The organism is Sulfuricurvum sp. (genome assembly GCF_028712165.1).
In the GTDB taxonomy this organism is placed as follows: Bacteria; Campylobacterota; Campylobacteria; order Campylobacterales; family Sulfurimonadaceae; genus Sulfuricurvum.
On sequence record NZ_JAQTQR010000019.1, the window covers coordinates 17,610 to 39,874 of the forward strand.

The 22,265-nt window shown below is 41.5% G+C and carries 17 protein-coding genes; 9 read left to right on the forward strand and 8 right to left on the reverse strand.

From position 1 onward, the window contains the following. Positions 1-59: 59 nt before the first annotated feature. The 4 genes from PHP90_RS05055 to PHP90_RS05070 form a co-directional block, all read right to left on the reverse strand. Positions 60-2,348: an alkaline phosphatase PhoX gene (locus PHP90_RS05055; protein WP_299926248.1), complete on the reverse strand. Its 2,289-nt coding sequence runs from the start codon at positions 2,346-2,348 to the stop codon at positions 60-62. 230 nt (positions 2,349-2,578) lie between these two features. Continuing rightward, entirely contained in the window at positions 2,579-4,240 is a 1,662-nt protein-coding gene (locus tag PHP90_RS05060; protein ID WP_299926251.1) for a metallophosphoesterase, read from the reverse strand. A gap of 117 nt (positions 4,241-4,357) precedes the next feature. Then, positions 4,358-4,585 (reverse strand): hypothetical protein, encoded by a 228-nt coding sequence (locus PHP90_RS05065; RefSeq protein ID WP_299926254.1) that lies wholly within the window; start codon positions 4,583-4,585, stop codon positions 4,358-4,360. Positions 4,586-4,665: 80 nt separating this feature from the next. Next, on the reverse strand, positions 4,666-4,890 hold the full coding sequence (locus PHP90_RS05070) for a hypothetical protein (protein WP_299926257.1): 225 nt from the start codon (positions 4,888-4,890) through the stop codon (positions 4,666-4,668). Positions 4,891-5,089: 199 nt separating this feature from the next. Between PHP90_RS05070 and PHP90_RS05075 the strand changes: the two genes are divergently transcribed. The 4 genes from PHP90_RS05075 (at position 5,090) to PHP90_RS05090 (ending at position 13,922) form a co-directional block, all read left to right on the forward strand. Beyond that, positions 5,090-7,435, forward strand: a complete 2,346-nt coding sequence (locus tag PHP90_RS05075) for a bifunctional diguanylate cyclase/phosphodiesterase (protein WP_299926260.1) — start codon at positions 5,090-5,092, stop codon at positions 7,433-7,435. A gap of 125 nt (positions 7,436-7,560) precedes the next feature. Continuing rightward, positions 7,561-8,331, forward strand: coding sequence for a GGDEF domain-containing protein (locus PHP90_RS05080; RefSeq protein WP_299926263.1), 771 nt, complete (start codon positions 7,561-7,563; stop codon positions 8,329-8,331). Positions 8,332-8,482: 151 nt separating this feature from the next. Then, the gene (locus PHP90_RS05085) at positions 8,483-11,053 is read left to right on the forward strand and encodes a plasma-membrane proton-efflux P-type ATPase (RefSeq protein WP_299926266.1); all 2,571 of its coding nucleotides are present in this window, start codon (positions 8,483-8,485) and stop codon (positions 11,051-11,053) included. A gap of 226 nt (positions 11,054-11,279) precedes the next feature. Continuing rightward, a complete protein-coding gene (locus tag PHP90_RS05090) occupies positions 11,280-13,922 on the forward strand; it encodes a PAS domain S-box protein (RefSeq protein ID WP_299926269.1) in 2,643 nt (880 codons plus the stop codon). A 4-nt stretch (positions 13,923-13,926) separates the two neighbouring features. On the opposite strand, the gene PHP90_RS05095 is transcribed toward PHP90_RS05090, so the two are convergent. Continuing rightward, positions 13,927-15,252, reverse strand: a complete 1,326-nt coding sequence (locus PHP90_RS05095; protein WP_299926291.1) for a diguanylate cyclase — start codon at positions 15,250-15,252, stop codon at positions 13,927-13,929. Between the two features lie 253 nt (positions 15,253-15,505). On the opposite strand from PHP90_RS05095, the gene PHP90_RS05100 reads away from it, so the two are divergent. The 5 genes from PHP90_RS05100 to PHP90_RS05120 all read left to right on the forward strand — a co-directional run bounded on the left by PHP90_RS05100 (position 15,506) and on the right by PHP90_RS05120 (position 18,720). Next, on the forward strand, positions 15,506-15,784 hold the full coding sequence (locus PHP90_RS05100; RefSeq protein ID WP_299926272.1) for a DUF1104 domain-containing protein: 279 nt from the start codon (positions 15,506-15,508) through the stop codon (positions 15,782-15,784). An 88-nt stretch (positions 15,785-15,872) separates the two neighbouring features. Continuing rightward, complete coding sequence (locus PHP90_RS05105; RefSeq protein ID WP_299926275.1) at positions 15,873-16,505, forward strand: response regulator transcription factor; 633 nt, start codon at positions 15,873-15,875, stop codon at positions 16,503-16,505. Further along, a complete protein-coding gene (locus tag PHP90_RS05110; protein ID WP_299926278.1) occupies positions 16,492-17,547 on the forward strand; it encodes a HAMP domain-containing sensor histidine kinase in 1,056 nt (351 codons plus the stop codon). Before PHP90_RS05105 ends, PHP90_RS05110 begins: the two co-directional genes overlap by 14 nt. A gap of 43 nt (positions 17,548-17,590) precedes the next feature. Further along, positions 17,591-17,914 (forward strand): hypothetical protein, encoded by a 324-nt coding sequence (locus PHP90_RS05115; RefSeq protein ID WP_299926281.1) that lies wholly within the window; start codon positions 17,591-17,593, stop codon positions 17,912-17,914. Further along, the gene (locus tag PHP90_RS05120; RefSeq protein ID WP_299926285.1) at positions 17,911-18,720 is read left to right on the forward strand and encodes a DUF3187 family protein; all 810 of its coding nucleotides are present in this window, start codon (positions 17,911-17,913) and stop codon (positions 18,718-18,720) included. The genes PHP90_RS05115 and PHP90_RS05120 overlap by 4 nt, the downstream gene beginning before the upstream one ends. 26 nt (positions 18,721-18,746) lie before the next feature. Here PHP90_RS05120 and PHP90_RS05125 read toward each other — a convergent pair whose 3' ends face one another. The 3 genes from PHP90_RS05125 to nifD all read right to left on the reverse strand — a co-directional run bounded on the left by PHP90_RS05125 (position 18,747) and on the right by nifD (position 22,215). Continuing rightward, complete coding sequence (locus tag PHP90_RS05125; protein ID WP_299926288.1) at positions 18,747-18,935, reverse strand: hypothetical protein; 189 nt, start codon at positions 18,933-18,935, stop codon at positions 18,747-18,749. Positions 18,936-19,048: 113 nt separating this feature from the next. After that, on the reverse strand, positions 19,049-20,593 hold the full coding sequence (nifK, locus tag PHP90_RS05130; protein WP_299926289.1) for a nitrogenase molybdenum-iron protein subunit beta: 1,545 nt from the start codon (positions 20,591-20,593) through the stop codon (positions 19,049-19,051). 155 nt (positions 20,594-20,748) lie between these two features. After that, positions 20,749-22,215: a nitrogenase molybdenum-iron protein alpha chain gene (nifD, locus tag PHP90_RS05135; RefSeq protein WP_299926290.1), complete on the reverse strand. Its 1,467-nt coding sequence runs from the start codon at positions 22,213-22,215 to the stop codon at positions 20,749-20,751. Positions 22,216-22,265 lie beyond the last annotated feature (50 nt).

Below are 22,265 nucleotides of genomic sequence, written 5' to 3' on the forward strand. Positions count from 1 at the left end.
AAAAATCAACAATGGATTGTTGGTAAAAAAAGAGTCCCCCCGAAAGGGAACATTGTAATTTAGCGGATAGCAGGAAGTTTCATGTATCCGATGGCCGCTTTTTTCTTGTTGACATTATCGAGAGCTTGTTGAACGGTTGCATTGGTAGTTGTCCAATCACCAGGGTGTTGAATACTAGACATCACATATCCATGTCCATTGAGGTTATCGATAGCTTGAAGACCTGTAGCCTCAGCCCCAACAGTCGTTGAAAGGATACGAGAAAGTTTTTTCGTATCGACGTTGTATGCCCAAACAAAGTTGTTGACATGCAAACCGCTGTCTTCACCGACAAAGAGTGTACGCATTTTTTCTGAGTATTTGAGGTTGTCCGGATTTGCGATTTTATTCACATCGCCGGTATTTCCGAATGTATCTTTAGCAATCGTCAATCCGGTCAAAGCAGGCATAGCATTCATAGCTGTTGCAACATAATCACTTGCAATCGTTGCATTTAGCGTGTCTTTTTGTCCAGTAGTAAGTGAGAGTTCAAAAACTGCACCCGCTTTTTCAACCGGAACATGGATATCATCTACCGGATCAGATCCGCTTGCTGCCATACCTTTTTCCATATAGGAAATTGCCATATAGACTTTTTTGTCTTTGGCATTGAGTGTTACCCCTTCCATTTTGTTAAACTCGCTGGTTGCACCGAGCAATGCACCGTAACGACGAGATTCCAAGAAAGCTGCTGCCAATTCTTTGCCAGCTACGAGTTTTATGTATTCCGTCCCTTTATAGGTTTTGATTTTGGTAAATCCGGCTGTTGCAGATGCAGCTGTTTCGAAAATATCACTGAATTTGATTCCACCGTCGATAATTGTTTTAATTTCCGCATCGGTTGCGTGACCCAGTTTGATCCATGTTAGGTTTGCTTTGACAGCACGGTCATCTGATGCACTGGTTTGATTCCATTTAGCCGCATAAAGAGTCCCTGCGCTCAAATCACCTGCTGTATCGGCAACGTACATAAAGAGCATAGTGTAATCGCCGTCATCTCCGAAATAAACCGTTTTATTATCCGGCATCACTTGTGCAAGCTCATGTGAGAAACGTCCCATGCTGTAGTGTTTTTTAACAGTTGTTGCACCTGCAGCCGTTACAGTTGTTTCGTGGATAAACCCATAGTTGTAAACCTTGGCTGTCGTTGTATCTCCAAAATAAGCATTTGGTCCGCCAAGTGTATCGGTTCCTGAACCGGTTCCTAGTTCAACCAATTTAGCATTCGGCTCATACTCTTCACTTCCCAGATGGGTTGTCCATGGAGTCATACTCGCTGCACAGGTAATCCATAATCCGCTGACACTGCTTGTATTGATATTGGAAATATTGCTGACAGAAAAATCTCCGTTAGCGGCTTGTGTCAATGTGCTAAGATTCATCATAGCCGGCAAAACGCCGTATCGGCTTGCTCCGCTTCCATCCGCCGTAACGTATTCGAATTGAGAAACCATTTGGATCGTATTTCCGATTTGCATTACGCTTTGACCATCCGGTGTGTCTGAAACAAACGGAGTCGGTGTTGCTGTACTCGTATCCATGATTGGATTACCGTTAACATCCAAAATCGCTCCGACCGTTGTCCCGCCGATAACATCCGTAGTATTCATCAGTGTTTTGTACTCGATAGGACGAACAATACGTGTTCCGTCACTGTATTTGACTGCAACATACGCTTCGGAATAAATGTGATCCATTTTATCTGCTGTTGTCGGAGCATCCATTCCGATAAACTCCGTGCTAACGACAGTGGCAGTTGCTGGAACAGTACCTTTGGTTGAAAGTTCCGCCAGAGATTCACGGAAATGCGATTTAACCTCATTAGACGCTTTCACTGTTGCTCCGGCAGCAGTCAAAGAGTTGGATACATTCGCATCATCTGATAAATCAAGCGATTTGATTTTTGAGGCCATAGTAGTATCGATCACAATACCGTTCGCTGCATTGCCGTCATTATCCAAAGATTGAAGAAGCATCAGCATATTGGTCGTTTTGGTACCATCAATTCCATCATCACTAAGATCAAGCGGAGTTACAAGTGTAGAACCGTTTGTCTCACCTAATAGAGCACCGTTTTGTCCAAGATAGAATTTGACATTCTTACCTGATTCATATTTGAACGTACCGTTCTCATCCGTTGTCCCGGTAGTAGCACCGCTGACATAATAGAGTCCTTTTACCGGACTATCGACAAATGTTCCGGTTTGAACACTCGTAGTGGTTGAAGAAGATGAACCGCCGCATCCAACAAAAAGCGATGCGCCTAAAACTGCTGCCGCCGCCACAAGAGAATAATTACGATAATGCATGGGAGTCCCCTTTTTGGTGTTTCATTACGCCGAAATAGTAGGAAGTAGCGGTTACAAAAAGATAACATTACAGTAATAAATTCGTAACATTTTCGCATTAGTATCAGTTTTTTGCAGTTATAGAAACTGATGATATAACAATAAGTAATTTTAGAGAATCAAGTATTGTTATAGCATCTTAAAGAGACTAAAACTGCCCGAGTACAAAGTATGGGCAGTTTCATATTCAACTATTGATTGATACGTTTCCAGCTGAATGGTCCAAAAGCATCTTTACCGTGTGCGGCATTGGCTTTTGAATAAATGGACAGTTTGATCCATTCCATCGGATTTGTACTTCCATGCACAACGATACGGTGGAAATTTGGTACGTTATAGCCATTCGGCTGTGTTTCATAAGGATCGGCAGGATTAGTCCCAAGTACGGGAATGGCATTATCAGCACTACATGCTACCGCATCAACACCCGGCGTCGGCTCGATGTAACAAGGTGAATTTGGTTTCAGTGGATTATCCGAACGGAATACATGCGAATCACCGTTAACGAGCAATACTGGTTTACCGAACATCGTAGACCCTGCCGCGATTTTATCAATGTATCGTTTGTAGTTGCTGATATGTTCAGCACTGGCACCGTCAGTGTCCCACATATCGGCTTGGGTAAGAATAACCATCGCATAATCTCCCGATGCTTTAGCCTTTGCAAAAGCAACATCCAACCAGCGTAAATCGGCTGCACTGCGCTGTGCAACTTCATTTTGCTGTTGTGTGCTCATCGACGGTGCACCGTACCAAGGATCGGTATCATCATTGGAACCGCCGGGAATATTGACGGCTACATACAGTACTCCGTCTTTTTCCCACCAAACATTTTCCGAAAAGTTTGCATCATTAGGATAAGCATGATCATAATCAACCGCTTGCGAGTGCACGCTCATCGCAGTACCCAATGTAGTACCCGGATTGGCAAAAAACAATGCACGGATAAGATTTAGATTGTCAACCGGATTGCCGCTGGCATAATCTATCGGATTATTATTGGCATCGAGTACATAATCAATTTGAGTCGTTGTACTGTTATAAGCACCTCCACCCTCTTTTTTCTTATGACAATCCGTCCATTCGTTGTCACCCGGGGTATAAATCAGCGGTTTGTTGTAAGTTCCAAAAAGTGTTGAAATATTTCGATCGTATTCTTCAGTACAGTATTGTTTGCCCGAGTGGATATCCCCTGCATGCAATATGGCTGATACTTGTTTGTCTTGATTGATTGATGCGATAAAAGTAGGCATTGCATTATACTGACTGACGTCGGTTGGGGAAGTTCCGTATGGGAGGTCTCCGATGAGCGCTACATGAGTTGCAGCCGACAACGTAGATAATGTGTCTCGGAAATGTTCTCTTGCTTCATCGGCAGTTTTGATCGTTGCCCCTGCAGCAGTCAATCCTGCTGTTACGTTTACATCATCGCTAAAGTTAAATGATTTGACTTTAGCCGCTTTAGTTATGTTAATATCAATACCGTTTGAAGCATCTCCGTCGCTATCCAATGATTGAAGTACTCGAAGGATATTAGACGTTTTAGTACCGTCGATTCCATCATCACTCAAATCAAGTGGAGTTACGAGGGTAGAACCGTTTGTTTCACCTAATAGAGCACCGTTTTGTCCAAGATAGAATTTAACCGTTTTACCTGATTCATATTTGAACGTACCATTGTCATCCGTCGTTCCGTTAGTAGAACCACTGACATAATAGAGTCCTTTAACAGGGCTGTCAACAAATGTCCCCGTTTGAACACTCGTGTTGGATGAGTCACTGCCACATCCGACAAATAGCGATACGCCTAAAACAGCCATCGCTGCAGCAAGAGAATAAGTCCGTAAATGCATGGGAATCCCTTTTTTTGGTGTTTTCATTAAACCAAAAATAATAGGGAGTCCGAATTACAAATCTATTACTGTAATGTTATCGATTTGTAACCGTTACGTATTAGTTCTTCAAGAGAGTTAGTAACTTCCCTCTCCGACAGTGATTACATAGTTATCATCCACTTCTACAACACCGAATGCATGCTGGCCGCAAAAGCTTTCATTCATCTCCTGCGCCCATGCACGAGCTATCCGCATCGCATTTTCTTTATCGTCCAATGTTTTAATTTGAGGCATTTTTTTTCGAATTGCACATTTGCACAATTTTTCTACTACAACATGATGTTCCATAATGATTCCTTCCATAATTCTGCCTCGAATGAGGCAAGCTTCAGTGCCATAGCGGCAAACGTCGCCAAAGAAATTGTATTCCTTTAACGTTCAAACTAATGTTTGCAGCCGCAACCGCCGCCGACCATACCAATGACAAAATTGTCATTCACTTCGACCAATTGAAACGTATGTTTGCCACAAAAGTTTCCGTTCATGTGAGCAAGTTGTATTTCTGCCGCTTCAAATGCAGCATCTTTACCTTCAAAGGTAGCAATCTGGGATAATCCCTCTTTTTTTGCACAACTGCACAATTTTTCGATAACAACGTGGTGTTCCATATGATAATCCTTCTTAGTTGATTAAAAAAGCAACTGCATAGAGTGTTCTAGATGCTGCCTTTTATAGATTATGATCATACAAATACTGCTTTCACAAAAAGTGGATAAAAGTCTTGTCTAATCTCTAAATGTCATATGCAAAAACTATCTTTTCTCTATGGTATAATAATCCATTATTTGAGACAAAAAAGGGACAAAGATGCAGTTAAAAGATTTGCAAAGTCTAAAAAGTGCTTTGAAAATCTCTGTTTATTACCTTGTTTTCGGACTTGTATGGATCTATTTTTCGGATAGTGTCGTAGAACTACTCTCATCGGACAACCCTCATAAACTCACACTTCTTCAAAATTATAAAGGGTGGTTTTTCATTGCCGCTACTACCTTATTTCTCTTCATTTTAATCTATCGATTATTACATAAAGGATTTATCCAATATACACGACGTATCAATGAGCAAATAGCCGCTCATGAGCTGCTTGCACAACAAGACGCCCTTCTAAGTACGATTGTCAACGGATCGCCTGATGCCATATATGCAAAAGACATGGAAGGCAGATACATTTTGTTCAACACTGGTGCCGGAGAGCTGGTCAATATTGCACCTGAAAAAGTCATTGGAAAAACGGATGAACTCCTTTTTTCTCCGGAAGCAGCACAAAAAATCAAAGAAATGGACCGATTAACACTCATAGGCGGGGCGATACATAATCATGAAGAAGATTTGATAACCTCCGGTGGAATAGAAAAAAGCTTTTGGGTTACGAAAGGACCATTAATCGCTGAAAACGGAAAGACATTCGGACTTTTCGGAATTTCTCGTGATATAACGGAATTCAAAGCTTCCCAAACCCGTTTGGAACAGAAAAACGCTCTTTTAAATTCCCTCATCGATAGTTCCTCTGATGCCATTGCCATAAAAGGGCTGGATAGACGATATATAATACTCAACGAAGCAGCAGGACTACTTTCAGGACTCCCAATTAAAGATGTCCTTGGAAAAACAGCAGATGAAATTTTCCCTCCGGAAACTGCGCAGATGATTAATAAGCTCGATGATGAGCTACTGGAAAAAAAATCTTTTATTGAACATGAAGAAACGATGCTCATGCCTAATGGTACTACACAAATCAATTGGGTTACAAAAGGGCTTCTTACCACTGCAAACGGTGAGCTGTTCGGAATCTTCGGAATCTATCGCAATATCACGGCAGCCAAACAATATGAACAAGCCATCATCGATGCCAAAGAACATTTCGACTATATGGCACATCATGATCCACTTACCGAGCTCCCTAATCGCCCTAGTTTGATCGAAAAACTTCTATTCAAAACATACAGTCCCGAATCGCCTCCGTTTGCACTATTATTCCTTGATCTCGATGGTTTCAAAGAGGTAAATGATTCCTACGGTCATCGATTCGGGGATGAACTTTTGATTCGCATCACCCACTTATTGCAAGGACTTTTTCCATCCGACACCTTTATCGCCCGTACCGGAGGAGATGAATTCGTCATCCTCTTATCATGTCATCAAGATAAAAATATCATCCATAACACGATGTCCAACCTCATCGATATACTCAATAATCCTTTTCACATCGAAGAGATAGATGTATATATCACTGCCAGTATCGGTATCGCAATGTATCCAAAAGATGCCACCAATGCCGAAGAGCTCCTACAAAAAGCCGATGCAGCCATGTACAATGCAAAAAATATGGGAAGAAATACCTATAGTTTCTACGACACCGTGTTTACTGAAAAAGCACTCTATCGCACCACCCTCGCCACACATCTAAAAAAAGCATTGCAAAACAACGAACTGGAACTCTATTTCCAGCCTCAAGTTGATGTGCGTTCTGGAAATATTATCGGCATAGAAGCCCTCATACGATGGTCTACACCAGAAGAGATGATTTCACCTGCAGTTTTTATACCTATAGCCGAAGAGAGCGGATTAATTCTCCAATTAGGTGAATTTGTTCTGATGAAAGGGTGTCTAATTGCTGCACAATGGTCAAAGGAAGGATTGTTGCGAGGTCGTCTTGCTATCAATGTTTCAGCACGTCAGCTCAATCATATCGATTTCCTCATGACTCTCGATCGTATTATCCAAGAGACAGAATGCAGTCCTACATTCATTGAGCTGGAAATCACTGAGAGTTCTATTCTCGAACATCCTGAAAAAATGATAGCCCTTTTAGAGATTATCAAAGCAAAAGGATTTCATATATCTATAGATGATTTCGGTACGGGGTATTCGTCCCTCTCTTATCTGAAAAATCTCCCCATCGACAAACTCAAAATCGATATCTCCTTTATCCGGAATATCACTATGGAACCGAAAAACCAAACTATTGTCAAAACCATCATCGCTCTTGCAAAAGGACTAAGTATGCAAGCGCTTGCTGAAGGGGTTGAAACCGATGATGAATTCTCGTTTCTGCGAGAAAACAACATTGATTCGATACAAGGGTACTACTATTACAAACCTATGCCGTCCACAGAAATTCAATCATTGCTTTTAAATTATAAAGATATCTAATATGAAATTTATTATTTAAATTTAATGCTTAGTCTGTATTATTCAGTATTTAAAAAATTCAAACACTCTGAAACACAGTATAATAGTCGTAAGTGGCTTGACTATATACAGGTTAATGAGAAAAGATGAAAAATTTGCACCAAGAACATATAGAAATTACCGGTGAAGTCAAAGAAACAATAAAAGATATCAAAATCGTATTTCCAGCCTTATACGGAAAGCTCTACCAAGAAGCGGCACATTCTCGTGATGTTGAGCTCAAACCCGATGAGCTATTGACACGCGAAATGCTTGATGAAAAGATCGTTCGCCATGTTATTACTCTCGCCGACTGTGCCGATCAGGCCATTAAAGCCATAGAGACCGAAAATAAAGTGATTTTAGCGACTGTTTTATCTGAAACAAAAAAACTTCAGAAAGAGATTCAAGAACTTCAGAAAATCGTATATGAAGACGGTCTTACCAAAAGTTATAATCGTAAATGGTTTGAAGACACCGTTTTAGATCACAACCACCTCACTTTGCGTGAAAATGGTACAATCGTCCTTATCGATCTGAATAAATTTAAAGAGATCAATGACACGTACGGACATATTATCGGAGACAAAGTACTCATTCATCTTACCGTTAAACTTAAAGAGACCGGTGGACGGGTTGTACGCTATGGAGGTGATGAATTTATTGTCATTTTTGATTCATCTGTCAATTCAACACAAATCAAAAAAAAAATGGAAAAACTTCTTGCTTATTTTGAAAAGATCCATTTCAAAGTCGAAGATCAATCGTTTAAAATCAGTTTTGCATATGGGTTGGCTCCATTTACCCGCGGTGCAGACATTTCGAGCGTTATCGGAAGTGCAGATAAATCAATGTATAAACATAAAAATACAAAATAGTTTCAACTTCCGTACAATTACTGAAAATTGTACCTATCCATATAAAACTTCTTAAAAAAAATTCCGCGTAGTTTTCTGTTGTTTAGCTAGTGATATAATCAAAGCCGTTGCTAACAATATCATTAACCTCTCAACCTCCGAAGGAGATACGATGGATACAAAGCAAATACAAGGATTAAGTTCTGAAGAAGCCGAAAAGCTGCACAAGCAGTACGGCTATAATGAGATTCAAGAAAACGAAGAATCTGCATGGCACCGAATGTTCCGTAGATTTTGGGGCCCTATTCCGTGGATGATCGAAGCTGCAGCCGTACTTTCAGCATTGGCACAGCGGTGGGAAGACTTCATCATTATCCTCATCTTGTTATTCGTAAACAGCGGTGTCGATTACTATCAAGAATCCAAAGCGCTCAATGCCATCAAAGTTTTGAAACAAAAACTCGCTCGTATGGCTCTCGTATTGCGCGACGGAAAATGGATGCAGCTCCCTTCACGTGAACTGGTTCCCCAAGATGTCATCAAACTCAAAAGCGGCAATATCATTCCTGCAGATGCCAAGCTTTTAGAGGGAGACGGCTTTCTCTCCGTCGATCAATCCGCGCTGACAGGAGAATCACTCCCCGTACAATACGAGTCAGGCGCTCTCGTTTATGCCAATGCTATTGTTAAACAAGGGGAGATGAGTGCCGTAGTTACTGCGACCGCTGAAGCAACCTATTTTGGTAAAACAGTAGAACTTGTAGCCAAAGCACAAAGCGAAGAGCGCAGCCACTTCCAAAAAATGGTCATCAGCGTCGGAAATTTTTTGATTATTATTACAGTCGTTATGATCAGTGTTATCATCGCCGTCGGGCTGATCCGGCATGAACCTACGATGGAACTGCTGGTATTTGCACTGGTGCTGATGATATCGGCCATTCCGGTTGCAATGCCAGCCGTACTGACCGTAACCATGGCAGTAGGAGCCTCAGTATTGGCTAAGAAAGAGGCGATTGTCAGCCGTCTGGCAGCTATCGAAGAGCTCGCCGGAATGGACGTGCTCTGCTCGGATAAAACGGGGACTCTGACACAGAATAAAATGAGTATCTCTGAGCCTTATATTGCAGGATTGAAAGATGCTGATGCACTCCTTTTATATGCGGCACTCTCAGGCAAAGAGGAAAATGGTGATCCGATCGAAGCCCCTATTTACGCCTATCTTCAAGAGCACAGTCTTTATGCGAAGCTTTCCGACTATACCCTTAAAAAATTTCTCCCCTTCGATCCGGTAGGTAAACGCACTGAAGCTCACATGGTTCTTAATAGTGCACAAAGTGAACTAATCGTCACCAAAGGAGCTCCACAAGTCATTATTGAACTGTGTGATGACACAGCTTTCGACAAATCCGAAGCCTACAAACAAGTGGAGACCTTTGCCCATAAAGGATTTAGAACATTGGGGGTTGCATACAAAAAACCGGAGGAAAAATCATACCGTTTTGCAGGGCTCATTCCTCTCTTCGATCCGCCGCGCGAGGATTCAGAAGAAGCCATTGCTGCGGCCAGAGCAAAAGGGGTTAACGTTAAAATGGTCACCGGCGATAATCTCGCAGTTGCGGCCTACATCTCCAGTCTCTTGAAAATCGGTGATAAAATAGAAGATGTCCGTGACCTAAAAGGGGAAAGTATCGAAGAATATCTGATCCTCTCAAAAATTCTCTCCGAAGCCATCGTCAAAAAAATGGGTTCTGCTGATTCAGAAGATGAGATAGCAGCACTGGTTGCAGGGATCGTATCAGACGTTAAAAAACAGCTTTATGCTATTGAACTTCCGAAAGGGAGCATCAAAAAACACGAATCGCAAATCATTGAAATGATCGAGCAAGCCGACGGATTTGCACAGGTCTATCCCGAAGATAAATATTTCATAGTAGACGAACTTCAAAAAGGGGGGCACATTGTCGGAATGACAGGTGATGGAGTCAATGATGCCCCTGCACTCAAAAAAGCCGACTGCGGTATTGCCGTCAGCGGCGCAACCGATGCGGCGCGTGCATCCGCTGATATCGTCCTTATGGCTCCGGGGCTTCATGTCATCGTCGATGCTATCATGATCGCCCGTATTACTTTCGAGCGGATGAAAAGCTATACAATTTTCCGCATTGCCGAAACCGTCCGTATTATCGTATTTATGACACTGGCAATCGTCTTTTTCAAATTTTATCCCGTCACGGCACTGATGATCATCGTCCTGGCGCTGCTCAACGATATCCCGATTCTTGCCATCGCCTATGATAATACAAAAGTCCGAGAAGCCCCTGTAAGATGGGACATGAGAGAGATTTTAATCCTATCCTCGTGGCTGGGGATAGCCGGTGTCATCTCATCGTTTTTCCTTTTTTGGCTTGCGATGTCCGTATGGAAACTCCCTCTTGCATTTATCCAGTCGCTTTTTTTTGTAAAACTGATTGTAGCCGGTCATGGGACGATCTATAATACCCGAATCGACGACTGGTTTTGGAAACGACCATGGCCTTCATGGACACTTATTAACGCCAGTTTTTGGAGCGCCATAGCCGGTACCGTGATTGCAGTATACGGATTTGGGCTCATGAGCCCTATCGGATGGAGATGGGCAGCTTTTGCATGGGGATATGCTTTGGTATGGTTTGTCTTCAATGACCTTGTAAAAATGGGGGTACTGCGCTACTACCGCAAACATATGGGAATCGAGGTTATATAATCAATATTCAACCCATTCCGATGATATTGTTAGGTGTTTGAAAATGCTATAATCGTTGCTGAAAAGATTGATAATCTTTTCGTTAGCGAATAGGGAGCCAAATGATGAAGGATACTCTAGATAGCTGTAAAAAATATTATTACAAACTATTATGTGATATTATTGTTATAGATGGTGTAGAATAACTTATTGATTTAGTATGAAGATCTAATCCAGGATAGAAATAATGGGCGTCAAAGAAGTCGAAAAAGCACTTAACGAATGGGTAGACGCATTAGATGCCATTGAGTATCCTATTTTCATGCATGACAGAGAATTTCGCATTTTACGCTGTAATCGTGCGTATCAACTACATGCAGAATTGCCGTTTCAAGAGATCATAGGTCGTCCCTACTACGAACTCTTCCCAAAAAATGACGGCCCCATGCATCACTGTTTAGAAGCATTAGAGTGTTCTGACGATGAAGGAAGCGAAGAAGAGATACAGGTGGATGAGCGCTTTTTCTTTTCTCGCGGAGTTATTATCAAAGATGATAATGGCAATTACCTTTATTCCTTGCATATTCTCAAAGATGTCACCGAACAACGAAAAATCGAGCAGGCACTCCGTGAGAGTGAGGGAAAATTTCGTGCATTGGTCGAATCAACCAGTGACTGGATATGGGAAATCAATGCTAAAGGCCTTTATACCTATATCAGTCCAAGGGTCGAAGAGCTTCTTGGATACACTCCGGAGGAAGTATTAGGGAAATCTCCTTTTGATTTCATGACACCTGAAGAAGTAGAGCGAATCGGCGACGAATTTCAAAAAATCATCGCTGACTGCGCCCCTTTAAATACACTTCAGAACGTCAATCGCTGCAAAGACGGCACACTCAAAATCTTGGAAACCAGCGGTCTCCCTTTTTTTAACGAACAAGGAGATTTTTTAGGCTATCGTGGAATAGACAGAGATGTTACCGCACGCATACATGCAGAAGAACATCTACGCGAAAGTGAAATACGATACCGTACCCTTTTTGAGGCAATGCTTAACGGTTTTGCCTATTGCCAAATGATTTATGATGAAGGACGCCCCGCAGACTTTATCTATCTTGAGGTCAACAAAGCATTTGAGCAGCAGACCGGCCTCAAAAATGTCATTGGCAAACGTCTAAGCGAAGTGGTCCCAGGAATCCGACAATCTGATCCGGAGCTTTTCGAACGATATGTACGAGTTGCTTCCGGAGGTAAGTCGGAGCAATTTGAAACTTATGTAAAATCGCTCAACATGTGGTTTTTTATCTCTCTGTACTGTCCGATGACAGGATATTTTGTTGCTGTCTTTGACGTCATTACTGAACGAAAGCTTGCGGAAGAAACCCTCAAAAACGAAGTCACTCGCCGTCGTATTATGATGGAAAGTTCCCATGACGGTATCGCTGTCATTGACAAAGATTTCAAAATAGTAGAAGCCAACGCCTGTTTTGAAAATATGATCGGGTATACACCTGAAGAAATACTTGATTTGCATATATGGGATTTTGAAGCCTTAATGAATGAACATGAGATCCGAAACAAATTTCTCGATATAGGAAGTGTAAATACCACGATCGAAACCCGTCATCGCCGAAAAAACGGTACCCTCTACGATGCTGAAGTGAGTATCAGCGGGGTAATAATCAATGGTGAGCCGATGACTTTTACCATTACTAGAGATATCACCGAACGAAAAAAAGAACAAAATGCTTTAATGCATGCAAACCGTGCTCTAAAAACGCTTTCTGCCGGAAATATGGCTCTCGTACGGGCAAACGATGAACAGGAACTCCTCCAGCAAGTTACAGATATCATCAAAATACAGGCCGGATACAACCTCGCTGTTGTCGTATATGCTAATAATGATGCTACAAAAAGTATTACGATGATGGCAAGTTCCGGAATGGAAGACGATGATTATGAATGGCTGAATCGAGTCACATGGGATGATACGTCAAACGGCCAATTTCCTGTTTCTCATGCGATACGCAGCGGAATGACACAAGTTTACAGAAATAACCAATGTATAATCGGGTGTGAGACATGGAGAGAAAGTATACAGATAAAAGACTACACCTCTAACATCGCATTACCTCTCTTTGATGGGAAGAAAGTATTTGGTGCTTTGTGTATCTATTCTTCTAAAGAGAACTCTTTTGAAGACAATGAAATCCGACTCTTAGAAGAGCTTTCCGGTGACCTCGCATTTGGAGTAATTACCTTGCGTACCCGTATTGCACACGACCAACAGGCAAAAGCCCTACGCCAAAGTCTCGAGCAATCGATTCAGATTATTGCTGCTACCGTCGAAGCAAGAGATCCCTACACTGCCGGTCATCAGCGCCGTGTTTCAGAACTTGCATCCGCCATCGCACAGGAAATCGGTTTAAGTGAAGAGGAAGTCCAAGGAATCCATTTTGCCGCTCTTATCCACGATCTGGGGAAAATTCATATCCCTGCCGAAATTCTAGTCAAGCCCGGCAGACTCAGTGAAATCGAATTTATGCTTATCAAGACCCATCCGCAGGAAGGATATAATATTCTCAAAGATGTCAAATTTCCATGGCCCATAGCCGATACAATTTTGCAGCATCATGAAAAAATTGATGGGTCCGGTTATCCGCAAGGGCTGAAAGGGGAAGATATTCTTATAGGGGCAAAAATTATCTGTGTTGCTGACGTAGTCGAAGCCATGTCGTCTCATCGCCCGTATCGTGCATCCTTAGGGATCGAACCGTCACTGGATGAGATTCGACGCGGACGGGGAACTTGGTACGATTCTACAGTGGTTGATGCTTGTTTGACACTTTTTGAAAAAAAAGGGTTTATGTTTACGTCCTATTCAGGGTAGATTTTTACTCTTTTTCACCTAATATGACTCGATTTCTCCCATTCTCTTTTGCTCGATAGAGTTGCATATCCGCCTCTTTATAGAGCTCATCACACGACATGACACTATCAGGATAATAGAGTGCAATTCCGATCGATACGGTTACACATGAAGCAGGATCGTTTTTTTCATGTAATATTGCCAACTTTTCAACTGAAGTACGAATGTGTTCAGCCAAAGCTCCGTATTTTTCTTCATTCATATCGCTGACGATAATCCCGAATTCTTCCCCACCCAATCGAAATGCATACTCACCGAATCTTGATGTATAAAATTTGAGTACATTGGCAATTTTACTGAGTACAGTATCTCCTGCGTGATGTCCATAGGTGTCGTTGTAAAGTTTAAAATTATCAACATCCAGCATCATCAATGCCAGAGTGGAGTGATGCTGTTTGACACGGTTGAGCTCATCATCAATTATTTTCGCATAAAAACGGCGATTATACAGACCGGTCATCGCATCGGTAATGGCCATCTCTTCAATCAGTTTTTGATCCGTGATATCATGTCGTACAGCTGTATAGCCCGTAATTACACCCTCTTCTATATTCGGTGTAATGGTTGTATCCACCCAATACTCACCACCATCGGATTTACGATTTTTCATCTCGCCATGCCATATTTTCCCCGAGCTGATAGTAGCCCATAACTCTTCAAATAATGTTGCAGGCATGTCGGGATGTCGAATAATACGGTGATTCTCTCCGATGAGGTCCTCTTTCGTATAGCCGCTGATCCGGCAAAATGCCTCTGATGCATACGTAATCGTGCCGTTTATATCGGTTTGAGAAGTGATAACATAATTATCGATTATGTCGAGATAACCTTGAAGCTGTTTTGATTTGATTTTAATCTTTTTAGCGAGACGTTGATTGAGTTCTTCAATCTGTTCTTTATAGATAAACAAGACTTCATTCTGATTATTAAGCTGCTCAATCTTGCGCCGCGTTTCTACGGACATTTGGTTAAATATGCTCATCAATAGCTTCCATTCAACATCATAGTCTTCAATGTTAAAATGGACATTATAATCACCATCCGCTATTTTCAAAGCGTTTTCGGTCAATTCCGTAATCGGTTTTGAAAACGATCTGAATACCTTTATAATCAATCCGATAACAATAGAAACACCGATAAAGTACAAAATTATTAAGCTTAGAGAGGGATCATACCCTTCCTGAACCGATTGTTTTAATGCCCATATAATAGAAAGCAGTAAAAGAAAAAAAAACATAGCTATTGCGATCAACCAGACGACTGTTCGTTGCAATAGAGTCATTTTTTTCATCTGAAACACAATCAAACCTTTAATTGATTTCACATTCCATCATAAAACTTTATGACATGAATCATGATATTTTTTGACTGAAACTTACAAAAGATTTCGACACTGTGTATAAATGAAACAAATACTTAAACATGTAAGCTCCCTCTTTAATATATCTAATGTATGGATGACATTGCATTCATTGTACTTCGCACTAACACTTCACTAATGCTACTACGTAATACTTTCAGCATCTAAAACACAGGAGCATCCCATGAAAAAGTTAGGTCTAATCGCATTATTAAGTGTTGCAGCGTTTGCAACAGACTACAGTGCTATGAATATGGAAGAGATGAAAGCAATGCGTGGATCAGTACCGATCGAAGAACGCGCAGCCTACCAAGCCCAAATGCAAACCCGTATGCAATCTATGAACCAAGAAGAGCGACAGATCATGCAAAGAGATATGACTCAAAATAGATTTAATCACCAAAATGGTGCTAGATCACAAATGGGTCAAGGCGGAGGCATGCAGCACCAAAGAATGCGATGAGTTTAGAAGAACTCTGCGTCAAAAACCATCTCGCAGCGTTTAATAAACAACTCTGATATAATTATTAATACACTTAAAAGGAGTTTCATTGACTATCCTCTTGTTGGAAGACGATACAGTTCTAGGTGAAACTCTGCACGAAATGCTCACTGAAGCAGGATATGCGACAGACTGGGTTTCCGATGGCGAAGCAGCGGCGGAAGCCGCCTTCAACACTCACTATGATCTCTATATTTTTGATATCAATGTCCCTGAGATCAACGGTTTCGATCTTGTAGAAAGTCTCCGCAGTGCCGATGATCAAACCCCTACAATTTTTATCAGTGCAATGAGCGATATTGCTTCCATCACAAAAGGATTTGGTGTGGGTGCAAACGATTATCTAAAAAAACCCTTTTATCCAGAAGAGCTTTTAGTTCGTATCGAGGCCCGATTCGGTCAGATCAAACAAGATGTACAATATGGAGAGGTCACCTATAATCCTATTAATGATGAAGTAAAACGAAACGGAAAATTCTTGTCACTCGGTGATGTACAGCTGCCATTCTTACGCCTTTTTATAACCAATATCGGCCGCACTATCAGCAAAGAAAGTTTATTCGATCTAATGGAACACCCTAGTCAGAGTGCATTACGAGTCGCAATCAACAAACTCAAACATACTACCGGATGGAACATCGAAAATGTTCGGGGGATAGGATATCGCATTGAGAAGAGCTGAACGTGAATCGTTTCTAAAAAGTTTCGGAGTCTTTTTTCTCTCTCTCGCCTTTTTGAGCGGAGTACTGGAGTATTATGAATATTTCAAACTCAAACACGAAATCCATGAAAAAGTATACAATGAAATGCGTTTATGCAGTTACGATCTCAAATGTACCCAATACGACTTTGATTTTGTCCCGCTGGAATCGAAAAAACTCTACCAGCTCAGTGAATCACACCAAGAGCTGTATGCGCTGTTTTCAATACCGAAAAACGATACCTATGCCCTGAAACTTAGCTTGTCGCAAAGTCATTATCAAAAACTGCTGCGACAATCACAAAATCAAGTGATAGGTCATTATCTCTGGGCACTTGCAGTCATATTAGTCATCTCAGCCCTCTTTTCTCTCTATGCTCTCAATCCATTGCGTCGGGCTCTGCGTTTGACCGAAGAGTTCAGTCGTGATATTTTGCATGATCTAAATACTCCTCTATCAACCCTTCGTCTGAATGTCAGCCGATTAAGCGTCGAACAAAAGGATGAAAAAAAGATAGCACGAATCACACAAAGCATCGATACAATCGTCTCATTAGGGGATAATTTACGCGGATATCTCGAAGAACATGATGTCAAGCGTGAACGTTTCGACCTCCATGGTCTATTGGAAGAGAGGTTGATAGCGTTTCAAAAGCTTTATCCTGAAATCACGTTTACCCTCAATCAAGAAACGCTCTTGATCGATACAAATCGAGATGCTTTTGTCCGTATTATCGACAATCTGCTTAGCAATGCCGCTAAATACAACATTCGAAGCGGCTCAGTTAACATCAATGTTGATAGCCGCAAAGCATCTCTTTTTATACAAGATACAGGCAAAGGGATTGCCCATCCTGAAAAGATTTTTGAGCGTTTTTACAAAGAACATGAACGTGGAATGGGAATCGGACTGCATATCGTAAAAAAATTCTGCGATATGCTAAAAATATCCATAGAGGTAGAAAGTTCACCCGGCAAAGGGAGTCTATTCACACTACAGCTTGCTTCGCTAACGGTTCGCTAATGGTTTTATACCATACTTACACTATTTAAAAAAAAGGATACATATGAATACTAAACTCTCTTTACTATTCGTCCTCGTAACTGCTATATCACTGGATGCCGCTCAATCACTGAACGAACAGATTGAAGCGATCAAACATGCCAATCCTCAGGAAAGAGTAGAATTAATGAATGCTCTTAAAATGAAAATCGCCGCAATGAATGAAGAAGAACGCTCCAATGCGTTAGAAACACTCAAAAGCAGTATGGGAGGAAGTGGGAAATTTCAAAACGGTTTCACACAAGGAAGCGGTGTAGGCGGTTCAGGAGTGATACCGTTATATAATAAAAATATCAATTCCGCTCCAAAACAGCAAGGACATCCATGAAACGGAGCTATCTTGTTGCACTTTTAATTAGTACTTCACTATTTGGATACACCGACAGCGATATGGACGGTGTAGAAGACGCGTATGACAAATGTCCGCAAACACTGTTTAGTGATTTGGTCGATCTAAACGGTTGTACGATACAAAGCACACAAAACTCACTTCATTTTGATCTGATTTTTGCCGAAGAATATTCAAAAATAAACTACGCTTCACAAGAATACAGCGATACGTGGACAACATCATTTGAGGCTGATATCTATCTAAAAAACTGGATATTTCAAGGATTCACATCCTACTACCGTTCCGATCTATCCGATGCAATGGCAAACGGCTGGAATGACACACTGATAAATGTTTTATATCGAATCACACCAACTGAAAAACTTACACTCTATCCCGGCATAGGTATCGTTCTTCCGACGTATAAAAGCAGTTATAGCAATGAGGCTGTTGACTATACAGCATTATTAAATTTACAGTATGAAATCGATTCTACAAAATATTTGTTCGGTGGATACAGCCATACATGGGTAAATGATAAGGATGTGGCAAAAGCAACGTATCAAAATACGCAAATGTTTCAAGCAGGCTTTGGATATCAGTTAACACCCAAATCAACACTCAGTATCTCATATAACCAAAACGATACGATCTATCAAGATATTGAAAGTGTTAAGAGTATTCATGCCGGATATATGCAAAATATCGGCTCACACTGGTCAATCGGGGGTGATTACGGGTATGGTCTGAGTGATTCGGCGAGCGACCATTCATTGATTATCGGACTGAAATATCATTATTAAAAAGCAATACACCGTACTGGTGTATTTTAGGAGAGTGGAGTAGTTTGGACGACGAAATAAAGTTCATCTTTTAGAGTATTGAGACTTTTAATGACATTGCTTCGTCGAGTCTCATCAAGGTCGAAATGTTGTTCGATTGAATCATAAATACGATCGATACTCGCATAGATTTCGACCATTAATTCTGCTTTTAATTTATCTTGTACACCGGCCATAAATCATCCTATTTGTTTGACTAAGTCTTTCGAAAAAAACTCAACCAAAAAAATCCCCATAAGGGGAAAATGACGAGAAACAATGAAGTTTTGTCCCGCAAGGGGACAAAGATTTAGCGAATGAGGTCGAAGAAGTAGTCCGTTGTAGCGATACCTTTGGTATCTTCATCCAATTGGTCAAGAACTTTGTTCGTGATCCAAGTAAGAAGGTTCAACGCTCCATCGTATCCGCTGATAGAGTAACGGTGTAGGTGATGACGGTCGAAGATTGGGAATCCGATGTAGATCAACGGAGTACCAGTATCACGCATCAACTCTTTACCATAGCTGTTACCGATCATGAAATCGACAGGCTCAGTGAACAAGAGTGAACGCATTGCCCACAAGTCTTTTCCTGCCCAAACATTTAGGCTATCTTTCGCCGGAGATGTATCAAGCAATGCTCTCATTTCATCTTCCCAACCGTTCGGTGCATTGTGGCATAGAACGTGAGTCGGCTCTGCACCCATCTCTAACAAGAATGAAACAACACCTAGAAGGAAGTCAGGATCACCCCAGATAGCGAATTTTTTACCGTGCATGTACGGATAGCTGTCTTGCATAGCATCAACTAAACGGCCGCGCTCGATTTTTAGTTTTGCAGGAACTTCTTTACCTGTCAATTCTGCAAGTTTCATAACAAACTCATCAGTCCCTTTAAGACCGATTGGGTTGCTTGTTCCACCAGCATGTTTCCAACGTTTTTCTACCATTTTCATAGTTTTAGACGTTGCATATTTTTGAAGACTGATAGTAGCAGAAGAGTTGATACAATCTTTTGCGTCTTCGATTTTTGTTCCGCCTTGGAACATTTCGTATTGACCAGCAGGCATATCCCATTGATCAGAGTGGTCACCCAACATGATATAGTCAGTGTCGAATGCTTCTACGATGCTTTTTACTGAACGAAGGCTTCCGATATACGTTTCAAAACCAGGGATGATGTTAATACGTTGTTTTGTTTCGCCTTTTTGACCTTCAGTAAGTTGAGACATGATACCGTGCATCATGTTGTCATATCCAGTAATATGGCTTCCTACGAATGAAGGAGTGTGTGCAAATGGAATCGGATATTCAGCAGGTAAAAACTCACCTTTATCTTCTTCTTTTGCAGCGATGATGAATGCCATCAAGTCGTCACCGATAACTTCCGCCATACAAGTAGTAGAAACAGCGATCATTTTAGGTTTGTAAACTGCAGCACAGTTTTTAAGACCCTCTTTCATATTTACCAATCCACCGAATACCGCAGCATCTTCAGTCATAGAGTCAGATACACATGGTGTAGGCTCTTTGAAGTGACGAGTAAAGTATGAACGGAAATACGCAACACATCCATGTGAACCATGAACGTAAGGCATAGTACCTTCAAACCCGAGTGCAACCATAACCGCACCAAGAGGTTGGCATGCTTTCGCAGGGTTAACAGTAATTGCTTCACGAGCAAGGTTTTTCTCACGGTAATCCCATGATTTAGTCCACTCAGCAATCTCTTCAACTTTCGCAGGGTTGATTGCGAGCATGGACGACTCAAATTGTTTTTTGTTTTTGAGTACATCTTGGTACTCAGGTCGTTTAAACAGGTCTTTCCCGTTTACGATTTTTTCTACTTCTTGCATTGTGTTTTCCTTGGTATAGACAATTTTCTGCCTCATACGAGGCAAGGAATTTTCAAAGCGCCAAAAGCGCAAGGGCCTGCTGCGAGAGCCAACTCAGTGTGTATAATTAAAGCAGCTGAGCCGGACTAAGCTCGCTCAGTGCAGGGAAGAAGGCTTCAGCCTTCTTGTTCCCATGGTGCTTTTGAATGTGCCCATACAGGAGAATTGATCGCAAGATCCATATCCTGGGCGAAAATAGCGAATCCATCGTACCCGTGGTAAGGTCCGCTGTAATCCCATGAGTGCATTTGACGGTATGGAAGACCCATTTTTTGGAATACATACTTCTCTTTGATCCCAGAAGCTACTAGGTCAGGTTGAAGTTTTTTAACGAACGCTTCAAGCTCATACTCGTTGACATCATCATAGATTACAGTCGAACGGAAAATCTCTTCTTTTGTACGTTTGTAGTCGTCATCATGAGCGAACTCATAACCGGTTCCGATTACTTCCATACCCAAATCTTCGTAAGCACCGATAACGTGACGAGGGCGGAGACCACCGACGAACAACATTACAGTTTTACCATTAAGACGTGGTTTATATTTCGCGATAACCGCATCGATCATCGGTTGATATTTAGCGATAACTTCTTCACATTTTGCTTGGATGCTCTCATCAAAGAACGCCGCGATTTTGCGGAGAGATTTGATAGTTTGTGACGGTCCGAAGAAGTTATATTCAATCCAAGGTATCCCGTACTCTTTTTCCATGTGTCGGCTGATGTAGTTCATTGAACGGTAGCAGTGAAGCAAGTTCAATTTAACTTTTGGAGTCAATGCCATCTCTTTAAGAGTCGCATCTCCAGACCATTGTGCAACAACACGAAGACCCATTTCTTCCAAAAGAATACGGCTTGACCAAGCGTCACCACCGATGTTATAGTCACCGATGATTGCTACGTCATACTCAGTCGTTTCTACATCGCTTGTATTAACATTTACTTTTGCATCAAAAACATAGTCACGAACCGTGTCATTTGCGATGTGGTGACCCAATGATTGAGAAACCCCACGGAAACCTTCACAGTTAACAGGAACGATTGTTTTATCAAGCTCTTTTGCTTTTACTTTCGCAACAGCACCGATATCATCCCCGATCAAACCGATCGGACATTCTGATTGTACAGTGATACCGTTATTCAAAGGGAAAAGGTTATTGATTTCATCAATAGCGATACCCAATTTTTTGTCTCCGCCGAAAACGATGTTGTTTTCTTGGAAATCCGTACTAAAGTTCATAGTAACGAATGTATCAACACCGGTTACACCGATATAATAGTTACGACGACCAGCACGGCTGTATTGACCGCATCCGATAGGACCGTGAGAGATATGAATCATATCTTTAACTGGACCCCATACAACCCCTTTAGAACCTGCATAAGCACAACCACGTTGACTCATAACACCAGGGACGGTTTTTTTGTTAGAACGGACATCACCGCACGTTTTTTGATTTTCGTCATTTGGAGAACCAACGCCTAAGTGTTTTTCACGGTTTTTTGCCGCTTTCTCAGGATACGCTTTTAAGATCTCTTCAATGGCCGCTTTTTGTTTAGCTTCTAGTGTTTCTGGACCCATAATACACCCCTTCCTTACGCGACTTCGATACGGAATTGTTCCATCGAATC

Coding starts and splice junctions, on each gene's coding strand:
- PHP90_RS05055 (WP_299926248.1), bottom strand. CDS start 2,348: ATGCATTATCGTAATTATTCTCTTGTGGCGGCGGCAGCAGTTTTAGGC.
- PHP90_RS05060 (WP_299926251.1), bottom strand. CDS start 4,240: ATGCATTTACGGACTTATTCTCTTGCTGCAGCGATGGCTGTTTTAGGC.
- PHP90_RS05065 (WP_299926254.1), bottom strand. CDS start 4,585: ATGGAAGGAATCATTATGGAACATCATGTTGTAGTAGAAAAATTGTGC.
- PHP90_RS05070 (WP_299926257.1), bottom strand. CDS start 4,890: ATGGAACACCACGTTGTTATCGAAAAATTGTGCAGTTGTGCAAAAAAA.
- PHP90_RS05075 (WP_299926260.1), top strand. CDS start 5,090: ATGCAGTTAAAAGATTTGCAAAGTCTAAAAAGTGCTTTGAAAATCTCT.
- PHP90_RS05080 (WP_299926263.1), top strand. CDS start 7,561: ATGAAAAATTTGCACCAAGAACATATAGAAATTACCGGTGAAGTCAAA.
- PHP90_RS05085 (WP_299926266.1), top strand. CDS start 8,483: ATGGATACAAAGCAAATACAAGGATTAAGTTCTGAAGAAGCCGAAAAG.
- PHP90_RS05090 (WP_299926269.1), top strand. CDS start 11,280: ATGGGCGTCAAAGAAGTCGAAAAAGCACTTAACGAATGGGTAGACGCA.
- PHP90_RS05095 (WP_299926291.1), bottom strand. CDS start 15,252: ATGAAAAAAATGACTCTATTGCAACGAACAGTCGTCTGGTTGATCGCA.
- PHP90_RS05100 (WP_299926272.1), top strand. CDS start 15,506: ATGAAAAAGTTAGGTCTAATCGCATTATTAAGTGTTGCAGCGTTTGCA.
- PHP90_RS05115 (WP_299926281.1), top strand. CDS start 17,591: ATGAATACTAAACTCTCTTTACTATTCGTCCTCGTAACTGCTATATCA.
- PHP90_RS05120 (WP_299926285.1), top strand. CDS start 17,911: ATGAAACGGAGCTATCTTGTTGCACTTTTAATTAGTACTTCACTATTT.
- PHP90_RS05125 (WP_299926288.1), bottom strand. CDS start 18,935: ATGGCCGGTGTACAAGATAAATTAAAAGCAGAATTAATGGTCGAAATC.
- nifK (WP_299926289.1), bottom strand. CDS start 20,593: ATGCAAGAAGTAGAAAAAATCGTAAACGGGAAAGACCTGTTTAAACGA.
- nifD (WP_299926290.1), bottom strand. CDS start 22,215: ATGGGTCCAGAAACACTAGAAGCTAAACAAAAAGCGGCCATTGAAGAG.